At 70.9% G+C, this 18,738-nt stretch carries 17 protein-coding genes; 9 read left to right on the top strand and 8 right to left on the bottom strand.

Translation table 11 applies throughout. From position 1 onward, the window contains the following. Positions 1 to 7 precede the first annotated feature (7 nt). Positions 8 to 772 (top strand): hypothetical protein, encoded by a 765-nt coding sequence (locus AAW14_RS26995; protein WP_265566551.1) that lies wholly within the window; start codon positions 8 to 10, stop codon positions 770 to 772. On the opposite strand, the gene AAW14_RS26990 is transcribed toward AAW14_RS26995, so the two are convergent. The 3 genes from AAW14_RS26990 to cobT all read right to left on the bottom strand — a co-directional run bounded on the left by AAW14_RS26990 (position 709) and on the right by cobT (position 4,467). Further along, positions 709 to 1,410, bottom strand: a complete 702-nt coding sequence (locus tag AAW14_RS26990) for a hypothetical protein (protein ID WP_265566550.1) — start codon at positions 1,408 to 1,410, stop codon at positions 709 to 711. The genes AAW14_RS26995 and AAW14_RS26990 overlap by 64 nt on opposite strands. A 28-nt stretch (positions 1,411 to 1,438) precedes the next feature. Further along, the gene (locus tag AAW14_RS26985; protein ID WP_265566549.1) at positions 1,439 to 3,238 is read right to left on the bottom strand and encodes a phosphatidylglycerol lysyltransferase domain-containing protein; all 1,800 of its coding nucleotides are present in this window, start codon (positions 3,236 to 3,238) and stop codon (positions 1,439 to 1,441) included. Positions 3,239 to 3,375: 137 nt separating this feature from the next. Then, the gene (gene cobT, locus AAW14_RS26980) at positions 3,376 to 4,467 is read right to left on the bottom strand and encodes a nicotinate-nucleotide--dimethylbenzimidazole phosphoribosyltransferase (protein ID WP_265566548.1); all 1,092 of its coding nucleotides are present in this window, start codon (positions 4,465 to 4,467) and stop codon (positions 3,376 to 3,378) included. 138 nt (positions 4,468 to 4,605) lie between these two features. Here cobT and AAW14_RS26975 point away from each other — a divergent pair, with 138 nt between their 5' ends. Then, positions 4,606 to 5,688, top strand: coding sequence for a class I SAM-dependent methyltransferase (locus AAW14_RS26975; RefSeq protein ID WP_265566547.1), 1,083 nt, complete (start codon positions 4,606 to 4,608; stop codon positions 5,686 to 5,688). Positions 5,689 to 5,695: 7 nt separating this feature from the next. On the opposite strand, the gene AAW14_RS26970 is transcribed toward AAW14_RS26975, so the two are convergent. Then, complete coding sequence (locus AAW14_RS26970; RefSeq protein WP_265566546.1) at positions 5,696 to 6,904, bottom strand: bifunctional adenosylcobinamide kinase/adenosylcobinamide-phosphate guanylyltransferase; 1,209 nt, start codon at positions 6,902 to 6,904, stop codon at positions 5,696 to 5,698. Positions 6,905 to 7,054: 150 nt separating this feature from the next. Between AAW14_RS26970 and AAW14_RS26965 the strand changes: the two genes are divergently transcribed. After that, positions 7,055 to 7,267 (top strand): hypothetical protein, encoded by a 213-nt coding sequence (locus AAW14_RS26965; RefSeq protein ID WP_265566545.1) that lies wholly within the window; start codon positions 7,055 to 7,057, stop codon positions 7,265 to 7,267. A gap of 46 nt (positions 7,268 to 7,313) precedes the next feature. Here AAW14_RS26965 and AAW14_RS26960 read toward each other — a convergent pair whose 3' ends face one another. From AAW14_RS26960 to AAW14_RS26950, 3 genes are all read right to left on the bottom strand, one after another. After that, positions 7,314 to 8,384 carry a S1C family serine protease gene (locus tag AAW14_RS26960; protein ID WP_265566544.1) on the bottom strand — a complete coding sequence of 357 codons (1,071 nt, stop codon included), beginning with the start codon at positions 8,382 to 8,384 and terminating at the stop codon, positions 7,314 to 7,316. Positions 8,385 to 8,455: 71 nt separating this feature from the next. Further along, positions 8,456 to 9,157 (bottom strand): class I SAM-dependent methyltransferase, encoded by a 702-nt coding sequence (locus AAW14_RS26955; RefSeq protein WP_265566543.1) that lies wholly within the window; start codon positions 9,155 to 9,157, stop codon positions 8,456 to 8,458. 83 nt (positions 9,158 to 9,240) lie between these two features. After that, positions 9,241 to 9,870, bottom strand: coding sequence for a DUF3043 domain-containing protein (locus tag AAW14_RS26950; RefSeq protein WP_265566542.1), 630 nt, complete (start codon positions 9,868 to 9,870; stop codon positions 9,241 to 9,243). Between the two features lie 300 nt (positions 9,871 to 10,170). On the opposite strand from AAW14_RS26950, the gene AAW14_RS26945 reads away from it, so the two are divergent. The 5 genes from AAW14_RS26945 (at position 10,171) to AAW14_RS26925 (ending at position 16,775) form a co-directional block, all read left to right on the top strand. Next, the gene (locus AAW14_RS26945; protein WP_265566541.1) at positions 10,171 to 10,965 is read left to right on the top strand and encodes a PspA/IM30 family protein; all 795 of its coding nucleotides are present in this window, start codon (positions 10,171 to 10,173) and stop codon (positions 10,963 to 10,965) included. Positions 10,966 to 11,014: 49 nt separating this feature from the next. Beyond that, positions 11,015 to 11,293, top strand: coding sequence for a PspA-associated protein PspAA (pspAA, locus tag AAW14_RS26940; RefSeq protein WP_265566540.1), 279 nt, complete (start codon positions 11,015 to 11,017; stop codon positions 11,291 to 11,293). 228 nt (positions 11,294 to 11,521) lie between these two features. Further along, the gene (locus tag AAW14_RS26935) at positions 11,522 to 12,784 is read left to right on the top strand and encodes a sensor histidine kinase (protein WP_265566539.1); all 1,263 of its coding nucleotides are present in this window, start codon (positions 11,522 to 11,524) and stop codon (positions 12,782 to 12,784) included. Positions 12,785 to 12,806: 22 nt separating this feature from the next. Further along, the gene (locus AAW14_RS26930) at positions 12,807 to 13,487 is read left to right on the top strand and encodes a response regulator (RefSeq protein WP_265566538.1); all 681 of its coding nucleotides are present in this window, start codon (positions 12,807 to 12,809) and stop codon (positions 13,485 to 13,487) included. Positions 13,488 to 13,676: 189 nt separating this feature from the next. Continuing rightward, entirely contained in the window at positions 13,677 to 16,775 is a 3,099-nt protein-coding gene (locus AAW14_RS26925) for an efflux RND transporter permease subunit (protein ID WP_265566537.1), read from the top strand. Positions 16,776 to 16,861: 86 nt separating this feature from the next. Here AAW14_RS26925 and nadA read toward each other — a convergent pair whose 3' ends face one another. Further along, complete coding sequence (nadA, locus tag AAW14_RS26920) at positions 16,862 to 18,046, bottom strand: quinolinate synthase NadA (protein ID WP_265566536.1); 1,185 nt, start codon at positions 18,044 to 18,046, stop codon at positions 16,862 to 16,864. A 335-nt stretch (positions 18,047 to 18,381) separates the two neighbouring features. Here nadA and erpA point away from each other — a divergent pair, with 335 nt between their 5' ends. Then, positions 18,382 to 18,738, top strand: a complete 357-nt coding sequence (gene erpA, locus AAW14_RS26915) for an iron-sulfur cluster insertion protein ErpA (protein WP_265566535.1) — start codon at positions 18,382 to 18,384, stop codon at positions 18,736 to 18,738.

Genomic DNA, 18,738 nt, shown 5'->3' with positions numbered 1-18,738 from the left:
TGCACCCATGGGCAACTGGCTGGAGCGGAACATCATCGAGCCGGGCAAACTCCCCCTGCTGCTCGCGCTCGGTGCCTTCGTGCTGACGTTCGTGATCACGCGCGTCATCACCCGCCTCATCCGCGCCGGCCGGGGACCCTTCCGCAACGTCAAGGCCGGAGGCCTGCACATCCACCACGTCGTCCCCGGCGTCGTCCTCACCATCATCGGCGGCTTCGGTGCGGTCGGCCCCCGTCAGGGCGTGAGCTCCGGTGTCTTCGCGGTCGTGTTCGGCATCGGGGCCGGCCTCGTGCTGGACGAGTTCGCGCTGATCCTGCATCTGGACGACGTCTACTGGACCGAGGAGGGCCGCAAGAGCGTCGAGGTCGTGGTGATCACCGCGGCCCTGGTGGGCCTGGTCCTCGCCGGATTCGCGCCGTTCGGCGTCAACGACCTCTCCTCGGAGGAGCTGCACGACCGCGGCGCCGTCATCGCGACCGTCGTCGTGAACTTCCTCTTCTCGCTGCTGGCCCTGAGCAAGGGCAAGACCCGCACCGCGATCTTCGGTGTGATCGTGCCGCTGATCGCCATGGTTGGCGCCATCCGTCTGGCCCGCCCCGGCTCGCTGTGGGCCAGACGGTTGTACCGCCGCCGCCCGCGCTCCCGCGCCAGGGCCGGTCTGCGGGCCTACCACCACGACCGCCGCTGGGCGAGGCTGAGCCGCCGGGCTCAGGACTGGATCGGCGGCAAGCCCGATTCGCAAGGGATGCGGCTGCCCGACCGCCGTTCCTGACGCAGCGCCGAGGCCGCGCACAGCACCAGCACGGCCCCGATCGCGGCGATGTGCTCCTTGCCCGCGAGGTTCTCCTTCACCACGAGTTCCGCGACCATCGAGGCGACCACCGCGCTCCCCGTGAGGTAGGCGCGGTAGCGCCAGCACAGGAACAGGGCGAGCCCGATCACCGCGGCCGACGGACCGGTGTCGACGACCTGGGCGTCCGTCGCGGGCAGCCCCAGCGGATGGTTCGGGCCGAGGTCGATGGCCACGCGCGCGTACAGCGTTCCGGCGAGCGTGACGACGTAGGCGATGACGAGCGTGCGCCACCAGCCCAGACAGAGCTCGGCGATCCCGAACACGAACAGGATCTGCAGGAGGGCCCCCCACACCGGCAGGTCCAGGGCCGGTACGAAGAGGGACAGCGGGGTGCGCAGCAGGGCCCGCCACAGCGGTTCCTCGGCCCGTACGGACCCGAGGTTCTGCACGAACGGGAAGCCCCACGACTGGTTCTGCACGAACTGCAGGACCGATGTCAGGCACACGGCCGCCGGTGTCATCGGCATCGCCCGCCGGCTCCGCCGCGCGAGGGTCCGACGCACGCTGACGTACACCAGCCCCCATTCGGCACGCGCCAGGCGGGCGAGGCCGTTCATCCAGCGGTCCTCATCTGTCCGGCGCTCTTCATCTGTGCGACTGCAGGTGCCGGCGGTGCAGCCACTTCGGCAGCCCGGGTGCCTCCAGGAACCCCTCGGCGCGCGCCGAGGAGGCGCCGATGCGCAGCAGGTCCGCGCTCTTCTCGAAGAGCAGGAACCGGGGTTCCCAGATGGGCCGGTACTTGGCGTTGGCCCGGTACAGCGACTCGATCTGCCACCACCGGGAGAAGAAGCTGAGCAGCGAACGCCACAGTCGCAGCACCGGTCCGGCGCCAAGACGCGCGCCGCGTTCGAAGACGGACCGGAACATGGCGAAGTTGAGCGACACCTGGGTGATGCCGATCTCCCGGGCGCGGCGCAGCAGTTCGATCACCATGAACTCCATGAGCCCGTTCTCGGAGTCCCGGTCGCGCCGCATCAGGTCGAGCGAGAGCCCGTGCGGCCCCCACGGCACGAAGGACAGCAGTGCCCGCAACTCGCCCGCCGCGTCCGTGCACTCGAGCATCACACACTGGCCGTCCTCGGGGTCGCCGAGCCGTCCCAGCGCCATGCTGAACCCGCGCTCGGTGGCCCCGTCCCGCCAGTCGTCGGCCTTCTCGAGGAGGGCGGCCATCTCCTCGGCGGGAATGTCCTCGTGGCGCCGGATGCGGACCGTGTACCCGGCGCGCCTCACCCGGTTGTAGGCCTGGCGGACGGTGCGCATGGCCCGCCCTTCGATCGTGAACTCGCCGACGTCGACGATGGCTTCGTCGCCGAGCTCCAGCGCGTCCAGCCCGTGCCGCGCGTACACGGTTCCCGCCTCCTCGCTCGCGCCCATCACGGCCGGGATCCAGCCGTGCGCGCGCGCCTCCGCGAGCCAGGGCTCGATGGCCCCGGGCCACGCCTCCGGGTCCCCCAGGGGATCGCCGGAGGCCAGCGAGACACCGCCGACGACGCGGTACGCGATCGCCGCCTTGCCGGTGGGCGACCAGATCACGCTCTTCTCCCGGCGCAACGCGAAGTAGCCGAGCGAGTCACGGTCACCGTGCTTGTCGAGCAGGGCCCGCAGCCGCTTCTCGTCGTCCTCGGTGATCGGGTCGACCGCGCGCCGGGAGCGGAAGGCGGCGTACAGGACGGCGAGAACCAGCAGCGTGCTGAACACGTTGATGGTGACGTTGACCCAGTTCGGTGGGGCGATCCCGGGGTAGTGCGAGTCGTCGACGGTGACCGAGACCAGCCGCAGGGTGCCGTAGCGCCAGCGCTCCGGGAACGTCGAACGGTGCGCGTCCTGCGCGGTGTTGGTGACGGTCACCAGGAGTGCGGCGAGCAGCGAGGAGACGAGCAGGCCGCCGACGGCGACGACGGCGGCGAGCCGGGGGTTGGACCGATCACCCTTGGCGTAGAACTCCCGCCACCCGACCAGCAGCGAGACGGCGAAGGCCGCGGTGAGCACCAGGGAGATCCAGTTCTGGGCGTACTGCCGGATCTCCGGGAAGGCCATGGCGAAGGCGAACAGCAGCAGGAAGGGCCCGCAGAGCGCGAGGTTGAGGATCCACGCGGCCCGTTTGCGCCGCCGCATGGTGACCGCGAGGAACATCGTGAACACGCCCGAGGCGAATCCCGCGGTCAGCAGGTACGGCGTGAAGAGGTTCTGCTGGTTGTGCCGCCGTACGTCCTGGGCGAGGGAAACCCATACGGCGGAAAGGAAGTTGATGAAGGTGACGGCGCGCAGGTACCAGACGGCGAACGCGGCGGCCCGCCGGGAGGCCCGGCTGGACCGCCGTGCCCCGCCCTGCGACCGAACCGTGTGTTCCTGTTCCTGTTCCGCGGTAAAACGGGCATCTCCCATGAAGGGCGATGATATGGGGCGCTCAGGAAACTCCGGGGAAGCGGTACGGGCGGCCCTCTTCTTTCCGCCACGACGGCGAGAAGCACGACGGCGCGGCCCGGCGGAGCCGAACCGGCCGCACCCGCCACCCGCTTGTGCTACTCCCGCCCCGGCAGCTCTTCGCCGGACGCATCGGCCGTCTGCACGGGCTTCTCCGGAAGCTCCGCCGCGAGCGCGGCGGCGGCCCGCACCAGCGGCAGGGCCAGCAGCGCCCCGGTCCCCTCGCCGACAGTCACACCGTGGTCGAGCAGCGGCTCCAGCGCCATCCGGTCCAGCGCCTTGGCCTGGGCCGGCTCGCCGCTGCTCTGCCCGGCCAGCCACCAGTCCGGCGCACGGAACGCGATCCGCTGTGCGACCAGTGCGCACGCCGCCGAGACGACGCCGTCCAGGATGACCGGAGTCTTACGCACGGCGCACTGCAGCAGAAAGCCCGTCATCGCGGCCAGATCCGCTCCGCCCACGGCCGTCAGCAGCTGCAGCTGATCGCCCAGCACCGGCCGGGCCCGGCGCAGCGAGTCCCGTACGGCCGCGCACTTCCGCATCCACGCCAGGTCGTCGATCGGCAGGCCGCCGCGCCCGGTCACCACGGACGCGTCCGTCCCGCACAGCGCGGCGATCAGTACGGCCGCCGGTGTCGTTCCGCCGACGCTCACGTCGCCGAGGACCACCAGATCGGTCCCGGCGTCCGCTTCCTCGTCCGCGACCGCGACCCCCGCCCTGAAGGCCTCCTCCGCCTGCTCGGGAGTGAGCGCGTCCTCGATGTCGATGCGCCCGCTGCCGCGCCGTACGCGACGCCGTACGACATCGGCCGGCAGTTCGTCCGGGTCGCAGTCGAGGGACATGTCGACCACCCGCACGGGCACGTCCAGCTGTCGCGCCAGGATCGACGCCGGGCTGGTTCCCTCCAGCACCCCCCGTACCAGTAGTGCCGCGCTGCCCGCGGGCCGCGCCGACACACCGAGCGCCGCGACGCCGTGATCGCCCGCGAAGAGCATCGCGCGCGGCCGCTCGATCGGCCGCACCTGTACGGCGGACTGCGCGGCCGCCAGCCACTCACCCAGGTCGTCCAGGCGGCCCAGTGCCCCGGGCGGCACGATCTGACGCTCCCGGCGCTCTTCGGCGTCGCGGCGCACCCCGCCGTCGGGGCGCTCGATCAGATCGGTGAAGTCGTCGAGATTAAGCGAGCTCATTCGCCGAACAGTACCGGCAGTGATCGAACGCGGGGGCGCCGCGTCGACGGCACGTCATTGCGTCCGTGAGCTGAATTCCATATGTACCGTTTGAATGCTTATTGTCCTGAACTCCCCGGCCGCCGACAGGAGCCGCCCATGCCGCCCGCCCCGCAGCCGTCCGCCGCGCCCCGCGCCGAGCGGCCCGGCGAACTCGCCCAGGGCGCCGACCGGTTCCGTCAGCCGCGCCGCGAGGACTGCCCCTGGTGCGGCTCCACGCGGCTGAACATTCGACTGCGCGCCCCGGGCCCGGCGCGGCACAGGCCGGGCGCGTTCGGCGTCGACGAGTGCAACGACTGCGCGCACGCCTTCCAGAACCCCCGCTTCACCGCTGAGGGACTCGCCTTCCACCACCACGACTTCCACGACGGACGCGCGGGCCTCGACAGCCTCGCCGAACGCCTCCTGGCCGCCCACGGCAGCGCCCGCCGCCATCGGGCCGCGGCCCGCGCGATGCTGCCCTTCCCGGAGCCGGAGAGCTGGCTCGACGTCGGTACCGGGCAGGGCCACTTCCCCCAGGCGGCCAAGGAGGTCCACCCGTACACGTCCTTCGACGGCCTCGACCCCACCCGGCGTGTGGAGAAGGCCCGGGCCGCGGGCCGCGTCGAGGAGGCCCACCGCGGGCATCTCACCGACCCGGCGATCCTGACGCGGCTGAGCTCCCGCTACGACGTCGTCAGCATGTTCCACCATCTGGAGCACACCTCCGACCCGCGCGCGGAACTGCGTGCCGCCCTCACGGTGCTGCGCCCCGGCGGCCATCTGCTCATCGAAGTCCCCGACCCCGGCTGTGCGTTCGGCACGCTGCTCGGCAGGTGGTGGGTCTCGTACGGCCGGCCGTGCCACCTCCATCTGATGCCGCTGAGCAATCTGCTGGCCGAACTGGAGGCGCTGGGCTGCACCATCGTCACCAGCGACCGCCGTGAGCCGCACACGCCGTACGACATCGCGGGCTCCCTCGCGCTGGCCCTGGACCGGGTGCTGCCCGCCCCGGACGCCGCCCGGCGGGCGGTCCCTTCGACGGTGTTCCGGCGCCGGCTGCGCACGGCCCTGACGGGTGCCGCCGCACCGCTCGTGGCGACGGCCGCCGCCCTGGACCATGCACTGGCACCGCTGCTGCGGCGCACACGCTTCTCGAACGCCTACCGGATCATCGCGCGCAGCGCGCCCTCACCCGCGTAGCGTCAGGTCACGCGCGTAGCGTCAGCGCCTGCCCGGCCACCACCAGCAGCACATGCTCGCACTCCGCCGCGAACGCCGCGTTGAGACGGCCGAGTTCGTCGCGGTAGCGGCGACCGGACGCCGTCGCCGGGACAATGCCGGAGCCGACCTCGTTCGAAACGGCGACGACGGTCCGCCGCGTGTTGCGGACCGCCCTCGCCAGCTCCTCCATCCGAGCCCGCAGCGCCCGCTCACCGCCGTCCGCCCACTCGGCGTCGTCCCACGCGTTCACCGCGTCCATCGCATCGGTCAGCCACAGCGACAGACAGTCGATCAGCAGCGGCGGCCCGTCCTGCGCCAGCAGTGGTACGAGATCGCACGTCTCGGTGGTACGCCAGGACCCGGGCCGCCGCTCCCGGTGAGCCGCCACGCGCTCGGCCCACTCCGTGTCCCCGTTCCGCGACCCGCCCGTCGCCACGTAGAGCACGTCCGGGAACGCCTCGAGCCGCCGCTCCGCCTCCACCGACTTGCCCGACCGTGCCCCGCCCAGCACGAGCGTGCGCCGGGGCACGTCCGGCAACGCGGATACGTCCGGGTAGGCCCCGACGGCCAGCGTCGTCCCGTCCGGCACCGCCCGCGCCCCCGCCGCCGCGAGCCGCCGCCGCAGCTCGGCGCCCGGCGGCACGTCGTGGTCGAGGTGGACGGCGACGACATCGGTCGCCGGCCCGAGCGCGCCCACCGCACGCAGCTTCGCCAGCGCGTCCGGCCGTCCCACGGCATCGGCGAGCACCATGTCGTACGGTTCCGCCGGCCCCTGAAGTCCCGCGGGTGCCGTGCCCGGCGGCAGATACAGCAGCCGCAGACCGTCCGGACCGGTGACCGCGTACCCCGTGCCCGGCGCGTCCAGCGCCAGAGCCCGCACCCGGTGCCCGGTCAGCAGCGCCAGCTCCCGTCCGTCCGGCACCCGCCCGGGCTGCGGCAGGCCCGCCGGGACCTCGACCGGCGGCCCGTCGTGCGGATGCGACATCAGCACCTGGCGTACGCCGCCCAGCGACTGCCCGGCGCGCGCGGCGGCGAACGCGGCTCCCGGCGTGAGGTCCAGCAGCAGCGTCCCGTCCACGAGCGCGGCGGTCGCCGCGCGCACCTCGGGGCCGAGCGCACGTGCGCAGGACGCGCAGGGACAGTCGGGGCGGGGGAGTCCCGCGGGGGCACCGGTGCCGAGCAGAGTCACTTCCACGGACCCGATTTTCCCGGGTCGCCGCAGGTCCTGCGCGTCCGAGGCCCCGTAAGGTCTGACGGCGCACCCGGCCGACCGCATAGGCTCGAGGAAGCAGCCGGACCAAGATCCGGCTTCTGGTCTGTATGTGCTGACATCTTGGAGGCGTACGTGGCGGCATGGACGTGGCGGTTCGAGAAGGCCGACGGGGCGGAGGCCCAGCCCGCGGTCGCGCCCGAGGAGTTCACCACGCAGGGGGACGCCGAGTCCTGGATCGGGGAGCACTGGAAGGAACTGCTCGACGGCGGCGCCGACCAGGTGCGGCTGTTCGAGGACGGAACGGAGATCTACGGGCCGATGAGCCTGCACGCCGACGAGTCCTAGGCCCGCCGGGCGGGGGCTGTTGCCCGGCCCCCGCCCGCCTCCGGGGCTACTGCTCGCCCAGGGTGATGCCGACCGTCTTCCGGCTTCCGCTGCGCAGGAACATGACCGTGGTCCTCTGCCCCGGCCTGGCATTGGCCAGCGCCTCGGCGAGGGAGGTGAGGGTGGTCACGTCCGTGTCACCCAATCTGATGATGATGTCACCGATCCGAAGGCCCGCCTTGTCGGCCGCGCCGCCCTTCTTGACGTCGACGACCGCGACCCCGGCCGGCTGGTAGGTGCTGCTGTTCACCACCGTGCGGCCGGTGATCCCGAGCGCGGCCCGCCCCGAATCGGTGACCTTGCCGCTGCTGATGATCTGGTCGGCGATCGTCTTCACCGTGGACGCCGGGATCGCGAACCCGATGCCGGAGGCCGCGCTGCCCCCGAGCCCGGGGTCGATCGCGGCGAGCGTGGGGATACCGATGACCTGGGCGTCGAGGTCGACGAGCGCGCCCCCGCTGTTGCCCGGATTGATCGCCGCCGAGGTCTGCACCATGTTCGCGATGGTGGCGCCCGTGCCGCCGCCCGTGTTCCCCTCGCTGACGGTCCGTCCGGTCGCCGACACGATGCCCTGGGTCACGCTCGACGACAGCCCGAGCGGAGAGCCCATGGCCAGGACGATCCGGCCCACCTCGACCTTGGCCGAGTCCCCGAACACCGCCGCCTTCAGCCCGTTCGGCACCTCGTCCAGCTTGACGACGGCGAGGTCCTGCTCCGGGTACGAGGAGACAAGGCGCGCGGTCAGGGCGTTCTCGCTGTTGGCCGTGGTCACCTGGAACGTCTTCTCGCCCCCCACCACATGCGCGTTGGTGACGATGTGCCCCTTGCCGTCGTACACCACGCCGGATCCGAGGGCGTTGCCGGCCCGGATCTGCACGACGGACGGCAGTACGTTCCTGATGACCCGCTGGTACTCGCTCTCCAGCTCGTCCCCGGCCTTGGGGGACGTCGTCCGCGCGATCGCCGGGCTGTCCTTCTTCGCCGGGGTGCCGGAGTCCGTGCAGCCGCCGGCGAGCGTCAGACAACAGAGCAGGGCCGCGCACAGCCGGCGGAGGGCACGGATACGGGAAGCGTCCATGCCCCGAGTCTCCGTTCGGGGGTGATCGTCCGGCTTGTGGTGCTCACCCGAACGAGATCATCCGCCCGTCCTCAGCCGCGCACCCCGCACAGATGCAGCAACGCCGCGACCCGGCGGTACGGCTCGGTCCTGCCGGCCCGTTCCTCGGCCGCAAGCAGCGTTTCCACATCGGCCGGAAGCTCCGCCCCGTCCGCCGCCGTGTCCGTGAAGACCCGCACCCCGTACCACGCGTGCAGCGGCGCCCCGATCCCCGCCAGCGTCGCCGTCAGCGCGTCCAGCCGGTCCGCGCGCACCTCGAGTCCCAGCCGGTTGGTGTATGCCACGGTGTCGAACGCGCCCAGCGCGCCCGCCCAGTCACCGGACAGAGCGGGCCGCATCGCCAGCGCGTCCCCGTTCCGTACCAGCAGCGACAGCAGACCGCCGGGGGCCAGCATCCGGGCCAGCCCCGCCAGCAGGGCGTCCGGCTCCTCGACGTACATCAGCACGCCGTGGCACAGCACCACGTCGAAACTGCCCGGCAGGAAGTGCACGCCCGTGTCCCGGCCGTCGCCCTCGACGATCCGCATGCGCTCCCGGATGCCCTCCGGCTCGCCGGACAGGGCCTCACGCGCCACGGAGACCATCTTCGGGTCCTGCTCGACCCCCGTCACCCGATGTCCCGCCCGGGCCAGACGCAGCGCCTGTGTGCCCTGGCCCATCCCGACGTCGAGCACTCGCAGCCGCTGCCCGACCGGGAACCGCCCGGCTATCTGCTCGTCCAGCTGCCGGGCCACCAGCTCCTGCCGTACGACATCACGCAGACCGCCCAGCTTGCTCAGCCAGGCATCGGCAGCGCCCCCGGCGAAAGGCGTCGTGCTCAGGGCCGCTCTCCGCGCTTGACCTGCGGCTTCGGCAGCCGGAGTCGGCGCATCTGCAGCGAGCGCATGAGCGCGTAGGGGATCGCGCCCCTCTTGTTCTGGTTCGGGAAGCGCTCGTTCAGCCGCTTCCTGAGCCGGAACGCGGAGAGGATCGAGTCGAGCACGATCAGGACGATCACGACGAGCCACAGCAGCAGCGCGATGTTCTGCAGCGAGGCCACCCGCACCATGCTCAGCACGAGGATGACGACGGCCATCGGCAGGAAGAACTCGGCGACGTTGAAACGCGAGTCGACGTAGTCGCGGACGAACTTGCGGACCGGGCCCTTGTCCCGCGCCGGCAGATACCGCTCGTCACCGCCGGCCAGCGCCTGGCGCTGCTTCTCCATCTGGAGGCGGCGCTCCTCGCGCTGACGCTTCGCGGCGTCCTTGCGCGTCGTCGGCGTGTTGGCGACGCCGCGGCGCTGGGCTTGAGCCTCACTGCGCTTGGGCGTGGGGCGGCCCTTCGGGGCCTGCGGGTCTCGGGGCTGCTTGGAGTCGGTCAGCGGCGTCTGGTCGACGGCCGGTGCCTTCTCTTCCTTGGCACGGCTACGGAACACAAAACCCAAGGGTACGGGGTGCTCCCGCATGGACCCCAGTCCCGCGGGGAACGATCCGGCAACACCGTTCGTCTGTACTGGGACAGAGGGGCCCCAAAAGGAAGACCGCCGATGTTCTCCCGGAGGGCGGCTGAGGGAATCCGGGAGTCTCCCCGTACGTAACCTCGGGGGACACCTACTCCCTACGCCTGAGCGGGGGACGGACGCAGTCGTCCTTGGGGATGACCGCATCCGTCCCCGAACAGTGCGGTAATGGATGCAGGGCCCGTACTGTGGGTTCTGTCGCAGACCTGTGAGCTGGAGTCCGTCAGAAGGGGGCGCGCGAAGCCCATGAGCGGTGTCATGAAGCGTATGGGGATGATCTTCCGCGCGAAGGCGAACAAGGCCCTTGACCGGGCCGAGGACCCGCGCGAGACCCTCGATTACTCGTACCAGAAGCAGCTGGAGCTGTTGCAGAAGGTGCGTCGCGGTGTCGCGGACGTGGCGACCAGCCGCAAGCGCCTCGAGCTGCAGCTCAACCAGCTCCAGAGCCAGTCCTCCAAGCTCGAGGACCAGGGCCGCAAGGCCCTCGCGCTCGGCCGCGAGGACCTGGCCCGCGAGGCGCTGTCCCGGCGCGCCGCCCTCCAGCAGCAGGTGACGGACCTGGAGACCCAGCACCAGACGCTGCAGGGCGAGGAGGAGAAGCTCACCCTGGCGGCGCAGCGTCTCCAGGCCAAGGTGGACGCCTTCCGTACGAAGAAGGAGACCATCAAGGCGACGTACACGGCGGCCCAGGCGCAGACCCGGATCGGCGAGGCCTTCTCCGGCATTTCGGAGGAGATGGGCGACGTCGGCCTGGCCATCCAGCGGGCCGAGGACAAGACGGCCCAGCTCCAGGCCCGCGCCGGCGCGATCGACGAGCTCCTGGCCTCCGGTGCCCTGGACGACCCCTCCGGCATGGCCAAGGACGACATCCAGGCCGAGCTGGACCGGCTCTCCGGCGGTACGGACGTGGAGCTGGAACTGCAGCGGATGAAGGCGGAACTGGCCGGGGGCTCCTCGCAGCAGCAGGCGATCGAAGGCGGCACGGGCCAGGGGCAGTCCCAGTCCCAGCCGCAGGACACCCCGCGCTTCGACAAGCAATGACGTTCAGTATCGCGGTCATCCACCGAGTCCCACGCCTGAGGAGGGCGACATGATCGTACGGATCATGGGGGAGGGGCAGGTGAAGCTGGACGACGACCACTTCACCGAACTGAACAAACTGGACGACGAACTGCTCCGGGAGATGGAGAGTGGCGACGAGCAGGGCTTTCGTCGCACGCTGAACGCGCTCCTGGACGCGGTCCGCCGCCTCGGCACCCCCCTCCCGGACGACGCCCTGGAGCCGTCGCAACTGATCCTGCCGTCGCCGGACGCGACCCTGGCGGAGGTCCGCGACATGCTGAACGACGACGGCCTGATCCCGGGCTGAGGCGGGGGCACGGCTCGGCCGGGTCCGGACGAGCCTGCCCGTCGTGGGGGCCCCGCTCGAGCGAAGCCGAGAGCGGGGGAGTTGCGGACGAGGCCGTTCTGGCCGAAAAGTGGGGGCCTGGGGGCGGCAGCCCCCGGGCGGTACGCCCTACGCCGGGTGCCGCTCACCGCCGGGCGCCGGGGGAGACCGGTTCCGCGCCGCGCCCGGGGGCCCGTACCGTAATCAACCGTGAGCACCCTAGAGCGCACCCGGTGCCGGATCCGCGCCCACCCCCTGGCCCTGGACGCCGTCATCGCGTTCGGCGTCCTCGTCTGCATGGTGGCCAGTTCCTTCGTGGACCCCCACGCGGAAGTCGGTCCCAAGTGGGGCACGCGCACCCCGGACGCCCTGAGCCTCGCCCTCATGGCGCTCGGCGCGGCAGCGCTCGTCCTGCGCCGGCGGAACCCCATGGCCGTCCTCGCGGTCACGACCGCCCTCTCCCTGGTGGAACTCGTCACCGCCGACCCCCGCGCCCCCGTGGCGATGTCCGCGGTCGTCGCCCTCTACGCCGTCGCCGCCACCACCGACCGCCCCACGACCTGGCGTGTCGGACTGCTCACCATGACCGTGCTGACCGGCGCCGCCATGCTCGCGGGCCCTCTTCCCTGGTACGCCCAGGAGAACCTGGGCCTCTTCGCCTGGACGGGTATGGCCGCTGCCGCCGGCGACGCCGTCCGCAGCCGCCGCGCCTTCGTGCACGCCATCAGGGAGCGCGCCGAGCGCGCGGAACGCACCCGCGAGGAGGAGGCCCGCCGACGCGTCGCCGAGGAGCGGCTGCGCATCGCCCGCGATCTGCACGACGTCGTCGCCCACCACATCGCCCTCGTCAATGTGCAGGCCGGAGTCGCCGCGCACGTCATGGACAAGCGGCCCGACCAGGCGAAGGAGGCCCTCGCGCACGTCCGCGAGGCCAGCCGTTCCGCGCTCAACGAACTGCGCGCCACCGTCGGTCTGCTCCGGCAGTCCGGCGACCCCGAGGCACCCACCGAGCCCGCCCCCGGTCTCGCCCGTCTCGACGAACTCGCCGACACCTTCCGGCATGCGGGCCTGCCCGTCGAGGTCGCCCGCGCCGACCAGGGCACCGCCCTGCCCGCCGCCGTCGACCTGGTCGCGTACCGCGTTATCCAGGAGGCCCTCACCAACGTGCAGAAGCACGCGGGTCGTGAGGCGAAGGCCGAGGTCAGCGTCGTACTAGTGGGCGCCGGAATGGAGATCACGGTCCTCGACAACGGCACGGGCGACGACACCGGAAGCGAGAACACCGGCGACGAACATGGCGGACGCGACGGACACAACGGACACGGCGGACACGGCCTGCTCGGCATGCGGGAGCGCGTCACCGCCCTGGGCGGCGCCCTCACCGCCGGTCCCCGCTACGGAGGCGGCTTCCGGGTCCATGCGATCCTGCCGGTCAAGGACCACGCGACGACCGCGGCCGGGGAGAGCGTGTGACCGCCGCCCAGGGAGAGCCCGTATGACCATCCGTGTCCTGCTCGCCGACGACCAGGCGCTGCTGCGCAGCGCCTTTCGCGTGCTCGTCGACTCGGAGCCGGACATGGAGGTGGTGGGCGAGGCGTCCGACGGCGCGGAGGCGGTACGGCTGGCCAAGGAGCAGCGCGCCGACGTGGTCCTGATGGACATCCGGATGCCCGGCACGGACGGTCTCGCCGCCACCCGTCTGATCAGCGCCGACCCCGATCTCGCCCAGGTCCGGGTGGTGATACTCACGACCTTCGAGGTCGACGACTACGTGGTGCAGTCGCTGCGCGCCGGGGCCTCCGGCTTCCTGGGCAAGGGCTCCGAGCCGGAGGAACTGCTGACGGCCATCCGCGTCGCGGCCGGCGGCGAGGCGCTGCTGTCACCCGCCGCCACCAAGGGTCTCATCGCCCGGTTCCTCGCCCAGGGCGACGGCGACGAGGAACGGGACCCGGCCCGCTCCGACCGGCTCGGCACGCTCACCGGCCGGGAGCGTGAGGTGCTCGTCCAGGTCGCCGGCGGCCACTCCAACGACGAGATCGCCGAACGCCTGGAGGTCAGCCCGCTGACGGTGAAGACACACGTCAACCGAGCCATGGCCAAGCTGGGCGCGCGCGACCGGGCACAACTCGTCGTCATCGCGTACGAGTCGGGACTGGTGCGTCCGAGGGTGGAGTAACAGGGGCCGGGCCGGTACATCCATGGGTGGAGCGGCCTCCCTTTGGCCGTACTGCGCCCGCAGTATGCGCCGTATAAGGAAATGGACCCAGGGGCGACGGAATCGCCCAGGCCCATGGCTCAAGGTGTAAGGAAGGGCGCTGTTTGCGCTCCGCACCTTCCGCTCAGCCACAGAGAGAGACGCCGACCCATGTCCTGGCTGTCCCGATTCAGCCTCGCGCAACGGGCCCTGATAGCGCTGATGTCGATCGTCGCGCTCGTCTTCGGGGCGATCGCGATCCCGCAGCTCAAGCAGCAACTCCTGCCCACCATCAACCTGCCCGTGGTCTCCGTCCTGGCGCCGTACCAGGGCGCCTCGCCGGACGTGGTCGAGAAGCAGGTTGTCGAACCCCTCGAGAACACCCTGCAGGCCGTCTCCGGCATCAAGGGCGTCACCTCCACGGCGAGCGAGGGCAACGCCGTGATCATGGCGTCCTTCGACTACGGCAACGACACCAAGCAGCTCGTCGCCGACGTCCAGCAGGCCGTCAACCGGGCCCGCGCCCAGCTTCCGTCCTCGGTCGACCCGCAGGTCATCGCCGGTTCGACGGACGACATGCCGGCCGTCGTCCTCGCCGTCACCTCGAACAAGGACCAGCAGGCCCTGTCCGACCAGCTCGACAAGTCCGTGGTGCCCGTCCTGAAGGACATCGCCGGGGTCGGCCGGGTCACCGTGGCCGGCGTACGCGACCTGCAGGTCACCGTCACGCCCGATGACGCGAAGCTCGCCGGAGCCGGGCTCACCACCGCCGCGCTGGGCCAGGCCCTGCAGGCGGGAGGCGCGACGGTGCCCGCCGGCTCCTTCGACGAGAACGGCAGCAACCGCACGGTCCAGGTGGGCGGCGGCTTCACCTCGCTGCAGCAGCTCCAGGACCTGATGGTCACGTCCGAGCCCGGCAAGAAGCCGGTGCGCCTCGGTGACGTCGCCACCGTCCGGCAGGAAGAGGCCAAGGCCGACTCCATCACCCGTACGGACGGCAGGCCCAGCCTCGCCGTGAACGTCACCATGGACCACGACGGCAGCGCCGTCGCCATCTCCGACGCGGTCAAGGACAAGCTGCCGACCCTGCGCAAGGATCTCGGCTCCGGCTCCACGATCACCGTGGTCAGCGACCAGGGCCCGGCGGTCTCCAAGTCCATCGACGGTCTGACGACCGAGGGCGGCCTGGGCCTGCTCTTCGCGGTCCTGGTGATCCTCGTCTTCCTGGCGTCGGTCCGCTCGACGCTTGTCACGGCGGTCTCGATCCCGCTGTCGGTGGTCCTGGCCCTGATCGTGCTGTGGACGAGGGACCTTTCCCTCAACATGCTCACGCTCGGCGCGCTGACCATCGCCATCGGCCGGGTCGTGGACGACTCCATCGTCGTCCTGGAGAACATCAAGCGGCACCTCGGCTACGGCGAGGAGCGGCAGGAGGCCATCCTCACCGCGGTCCGCGAGGTGGCCGGTGCGGTGACCTCCTCCACGCTGACGACGGTCGCGGTCTTCCTGCCGATCGGCCTCGTCGGCGGCATGGTGGGCGAGCTGTTCGGCCCGTTCTCCATCACCGTGACCGCGGCCCTGCTGGCTTCGCTGCTGGTGTCGCTGACGGTCGTACCGGTTCTGTCGTACTGGTTCCTGCGCGCCCCGAAGGGCCGGCCCGACGACGCGGCGCAGGCGCGCCGCGAGGCGGAGGAGAAGGAGGCGAAGAGCCGGCTCCAGCGCTTCTACGTGCCTGTGCTGCGCTTCGCGACCCGCCGCCGTCTCACCAGTGTGGCGATCGCGGTGGTCGTCCTGGTCGCCACCTTCGGCATGGCGCCGCTGCTGAAGACGAACTTCTTCGACCAGGGCGAGCAGAAGGTCCTCAGCATCAAGGAGAAGCTGAAGCCGGGCACGAGCCTGGCGGCGACGGACACCCAGGCCAAGAAGATCGAGAAGATGCTCGCCGGGGTCAAGGGTGTCAAGGACTACCAGGTCACGGTCGGCTCGTCCGGCTGGATGGCGGCGTTCGGCGGCGGCACGGACACCAACCAGGCCTCGTACTCGGTGATGCTGGACGACTCCGCCAAGGACCAGGACGTGCAGAACCGCATCGAGGACGGGCTCGCCAAGCTCTCCGGGATCGGAACGACGACGGTGTCGGCCGGTGACGGCTTCGGCAGCCAGGACCTGAGCGTCGTCGTGAAGGCGGCCGACCCGGACGTCCTGCGCACGGCGTCGGAGCAGGTCCGCGCCGAGGTGGCGAAGCTCAAGAACGTGACGGACGTGTCGAGCGACCTGTCGCAGAGCGTGCCGCGTATCTCCGTCCGGGCCAACTCCCGTGCGGCGGCGGCCGGTTTCAGCGACCAGACGCTGGGCCTCGCGGTCGCCCAGGCCGTGCAGGGCACCAAGACGGGCAAGGCGGTCCTGGACAACACCGAGCGGGACGTCGTCATCAGGGCGGCGAAGCCGGCGCAGACGCTGGAACAGCTGAAGAGCCTTCCGCTGGGGCCGGTGAAGCTGGGTGACATCGCCACGGTGAAGCTGGTGGACAGCCCGGTGTCGATGACCCGGATCGACGGCCGCCGGGCGGCGACGATCACGGCCCGCCCGACGGGTGACAACACGGGCGCGGTGAGCGCGGACCTCCAGTCGAAGATCAGCGCGCTGAAGCTGCCGGCGGGCGCGACGGCCGAGATCGGCGGCGTCTCGAAGGACCAGGGCGACGCGTTCAAGAACCTGGGTCTGGCGATGCTGGCGGCGGTGGCGATCGTGTTCATGCTGCTGGTCGCGACGTTCCGCAGCCTGGCCCAGCCCTTGATCCTGCTCGTCTCCATCCCGTTCGCGGCGACGGGCGCGATCGGCCTGCTCGTCGCCACGGGCACCCCGATGGGCGTTCCGGCGATGATCGGCATGCTGATGCTGATCGGCATCGTGGTGACAAATGCGATCGTGCTGATCGACCTGATCAACCAGTACCGCAGGCAGGGATACGGCGTGGTGGAGGCCGTGGTGGAAGGCGGCCGTCACCGTCTGCGCCCGATCCTGATGACGGCGCTGGCGACGATCTTCGCGCTCCTGCCGATGGCCCTCGGCATCACGGGCGAGGGCGGCTTCATCGCCCAGCCGCTGGCGGTGGTGGTGATCGGAGGCCTGGTCACCTCGACGCTGCTGACCCTCCTGCTGGTCCCGACGCTGTACGCGATGCTGGAGCTCCGCAAGGAGCGCCGGGCGAAGAAGCGGGCGGCGAAGCGGGTGGCCAGGACCGAGGTCCTGGAGCCCGCGGGCGTCTAGCAGAACGCGGGCGTCCAGCAGAACGCAGAGGGCCCGGCTCGCACGGAGTGCGGGCCGGGCCCTGTGTCATCGGCGGAGCCGCGGACCTACGGAAGCGCCAGCATCCGCTCCAGCGCCAGCTTCGCGAACGCCTCCGTCTCCTTGTCCACCTCGATGCGGTTGACCAGGTTGCCCTCGGCCAGCGACTCCAGCGCCCACACCAGGTGCGGCAGGTCGATGCGGTTCATCGTCGAGCAGAAGCACACCGTCTTGTCGAGGAAGACGATCTCCTTGCCCTCCGGCGCGAAACGGTTCGCCAGTCGTCGTACGAGATTCAGCTCCGTGCCGACGGCCCACTTCGAGCCCGCCGGTGCGGCCTCCAGCGCCTTGATGATGTATTCGGTCGACCCCACGTAGTCCGCCGCGGCCACCACTTCGTGCTTGCACTCCGGGTGCACCAGCACGTTCACGCCCGGGATCCGCTCCCGCACCTCGTTCACCGAGTCGAGGCCGAAGCGCCCGTGCACCGAGCAGTGGCCCCGCCACAGGATCATCTTCGCGGCGCGCAGTTCCCCGGCCGTCAGCCCGCCGTTCGGCTTGTGCGGGTTGTAGACGACGCAGTCGTCCAGCGACATGCCCATGTCCCGCACGGCCGTGTTGCGGCCCAGGTGCTGGTCCGGCAGGAACAGGACCTTCTCGCCCTGCTGGAACGCCCACTCCAGGGCCCGCTGGGCGTTGGAGGACGTGCAGATCGTGCCGCCGTGCTTGCCCGTGAACGCCTTGATGTCCGCGGAGGAGTTCATGTACGAGACCGGCACGACCTGCTCGGCGATCCCCGCCTCGGTCAGCACGTCCCAGCACTCGGCGACCTGCTCGGCCGTCGCCATGTCGGCCATGGAGCAACCGGCCGCCAGGTCCGGCAGGACCACCTTCTGGTCGTCGGAGGTCAGGATGTCCGCGGACTCCGCCATGAAGTGCACACCGCAGAACACGATGTACTCGGCTTCCGGCCGCGCCGCCGCGTCCCGGGCCAGCTTGAAGGAGTCGCCGGTGACGTCCGCGAACTGGATGACCTCGTCGCGCTGGTAGTGGTGGCCGAGCACGAAGACCTTGTCCCCGAGCTTCTCCTTGGCCGCCCGGGCACGCTCGACCAGGTCCGGGTCGGACGGCGAGGGCAGGTCGCCGGGACACTCGACGCCCCGTTCGCTCTTCGGGTCGGCCTCGCGGCCGAGCAGCAGGAGAGCGAGGGGCGTCGGCTGTACGTCGAGCTCCTGGGTCTGGGCGGTGGTCACGACACGCACCCTTTCTGTTCTGCGGCTCGTCGGCCCGAGTTCAGGCCGACGGGACATGCTGGACATGCCTTTTCGTCTATTTGACGTTATCTATCATAACCGGTTCATGTCAGTTTGACGATGGCCATAACGTCTATGTGACGTGAATCCCGGCGGTGCCTCCTGGGCCGTCCACAGGTCGCTGTGCGGGTTCCGCCGCATGTGCGAGCATGAGGAAGGAAACGACGAGCACGAGGGAAGAAGCGAAAGAAGCGTGCCCGGCCCGGAATGAATCCGCGGTCACGCCGGTTGCACTCGTCGGCAAGCAGTCTCCGTACAACCCGGGAGAGATGTAGATGTCCGTACAGGACGAGACCACCACCGTCACCGACGGCATCATCCTGACCGACGCCGCCGCGGCCAAGGTCAAGGCCCTGCTCGACCAGGAAGGCCGTGACGACCTGGCGCTGCGCGTCGCCGTCCAGCCCGGCGGCTGCTCCGGCCTGCGCTACCAGCTCTTCTTCGACGAGCGTTCTCTCGACGGCGACGTGGAGAAGGACTTCGATGGGGTCAAGGTCGTCACCGACCGTATGAGCGCCCCGTACCTGGGCGGCGCCACCATCGACTTCGTCGACACCATCGAGAAGCAGGGCTTCACCATCGACAACCCCAACGCGACGGGCTCCTGCGCCTGCGGCGACTCCTTCAGCTGA

This window comes from Streptomyces hygroscopicus (genome assembly GCF_026168105.1).
Classification (GTDB): Bacteria; Actinomycetota; Actinomycetes; order Streptomycetales; family Streptomycetaceae; genus Streptomyces; species Streptomyces hygroscopicus_D.
This window is presented reverse-complemented; position numbering and strand designations above follow the sequence as displayed.

Coding starts and splice junctions, on each gene's coding strand:
- erpA (WP_265566535.1), top strand. CDS start 18,382: ATGTCCGTACAGGACGAGACCACCACCGTCACCGACGGCATCATCCTG.
- AAW14_RS26925 (WP_265566537.1), top strand. CDS start 13,677: ATGTCCTGGCTGTCCCGATTCAGCCTCGCGCAACGGGCCCTGATAGCG.
- AAW14_RS26960 (WP_265566544.1), bottom strand. CDS start 8,384: ATGGACGCTTCCCGTATCCGTGCCCTCCGCCGGCTGTGCGCGGCCCTG.
- AAW14_RS26930 (WP_265566538.1), top strand. CDS start 12,807: ATGACCATCCGTGTCCTGCTCGCCGACGACCAGGCGCTGCTGCGCAGC.
- AAW14_RS26985 (WP_265566549.1), bottom strand. CDS start 3,238: ATGGGAGATGCCCGTTTTACCGCGGAACAGGAACAGGAACACACGGTT.
- pspAA (WP_265566540.1), top strand. CDS start 11,015: ATGATCGTACGGATCATGGGGGAGGGGCAGGTGAAGCTGGACGACGAC.
- cobT (WP_265566548.1), bottom strand. CDS start 4,467: ATGAGCTCGCTTAATCTCGACGACTTCACCGATCTGATCGAGCGCCCC.
- AAW14_RS26950 (WP_265566542.1), bottom strand. CDS start 9,870: ATGCGGGAGCACCCCGTACCCTTGGGTTTTGTGTTCCGTAGCCGTGCC.
- AAW14_RS26975 (WP_265566547.1), top strand. CDS start 4,606: ATGCCGCCCGCCCCGCAGCCGTCCGCCGCGCCCCGCGCCGAGCGGCCC.
- AAW14_RS26995 (WP_265566551.1), top strand. CDS start 8: ATGGGCAACTGGCTGGAGCGGAACATCATCGAGCCGGGCAAACTCCCC.
- AAW14_RS26990 (WP_265566550.1), bottom strand. CDS start 1,410: ATGAACGGCCTCGCCCGCCTGGCGCGTGCCGAATGGGGGCTGGTGTAC.
- AAW14_RS26945 (WP_265566541.1), top strand. CDS start 10,171: ATGAGCGGTGTCATGAAGCGTATGGGGATGATCTTCCGCGCGAAGGCG.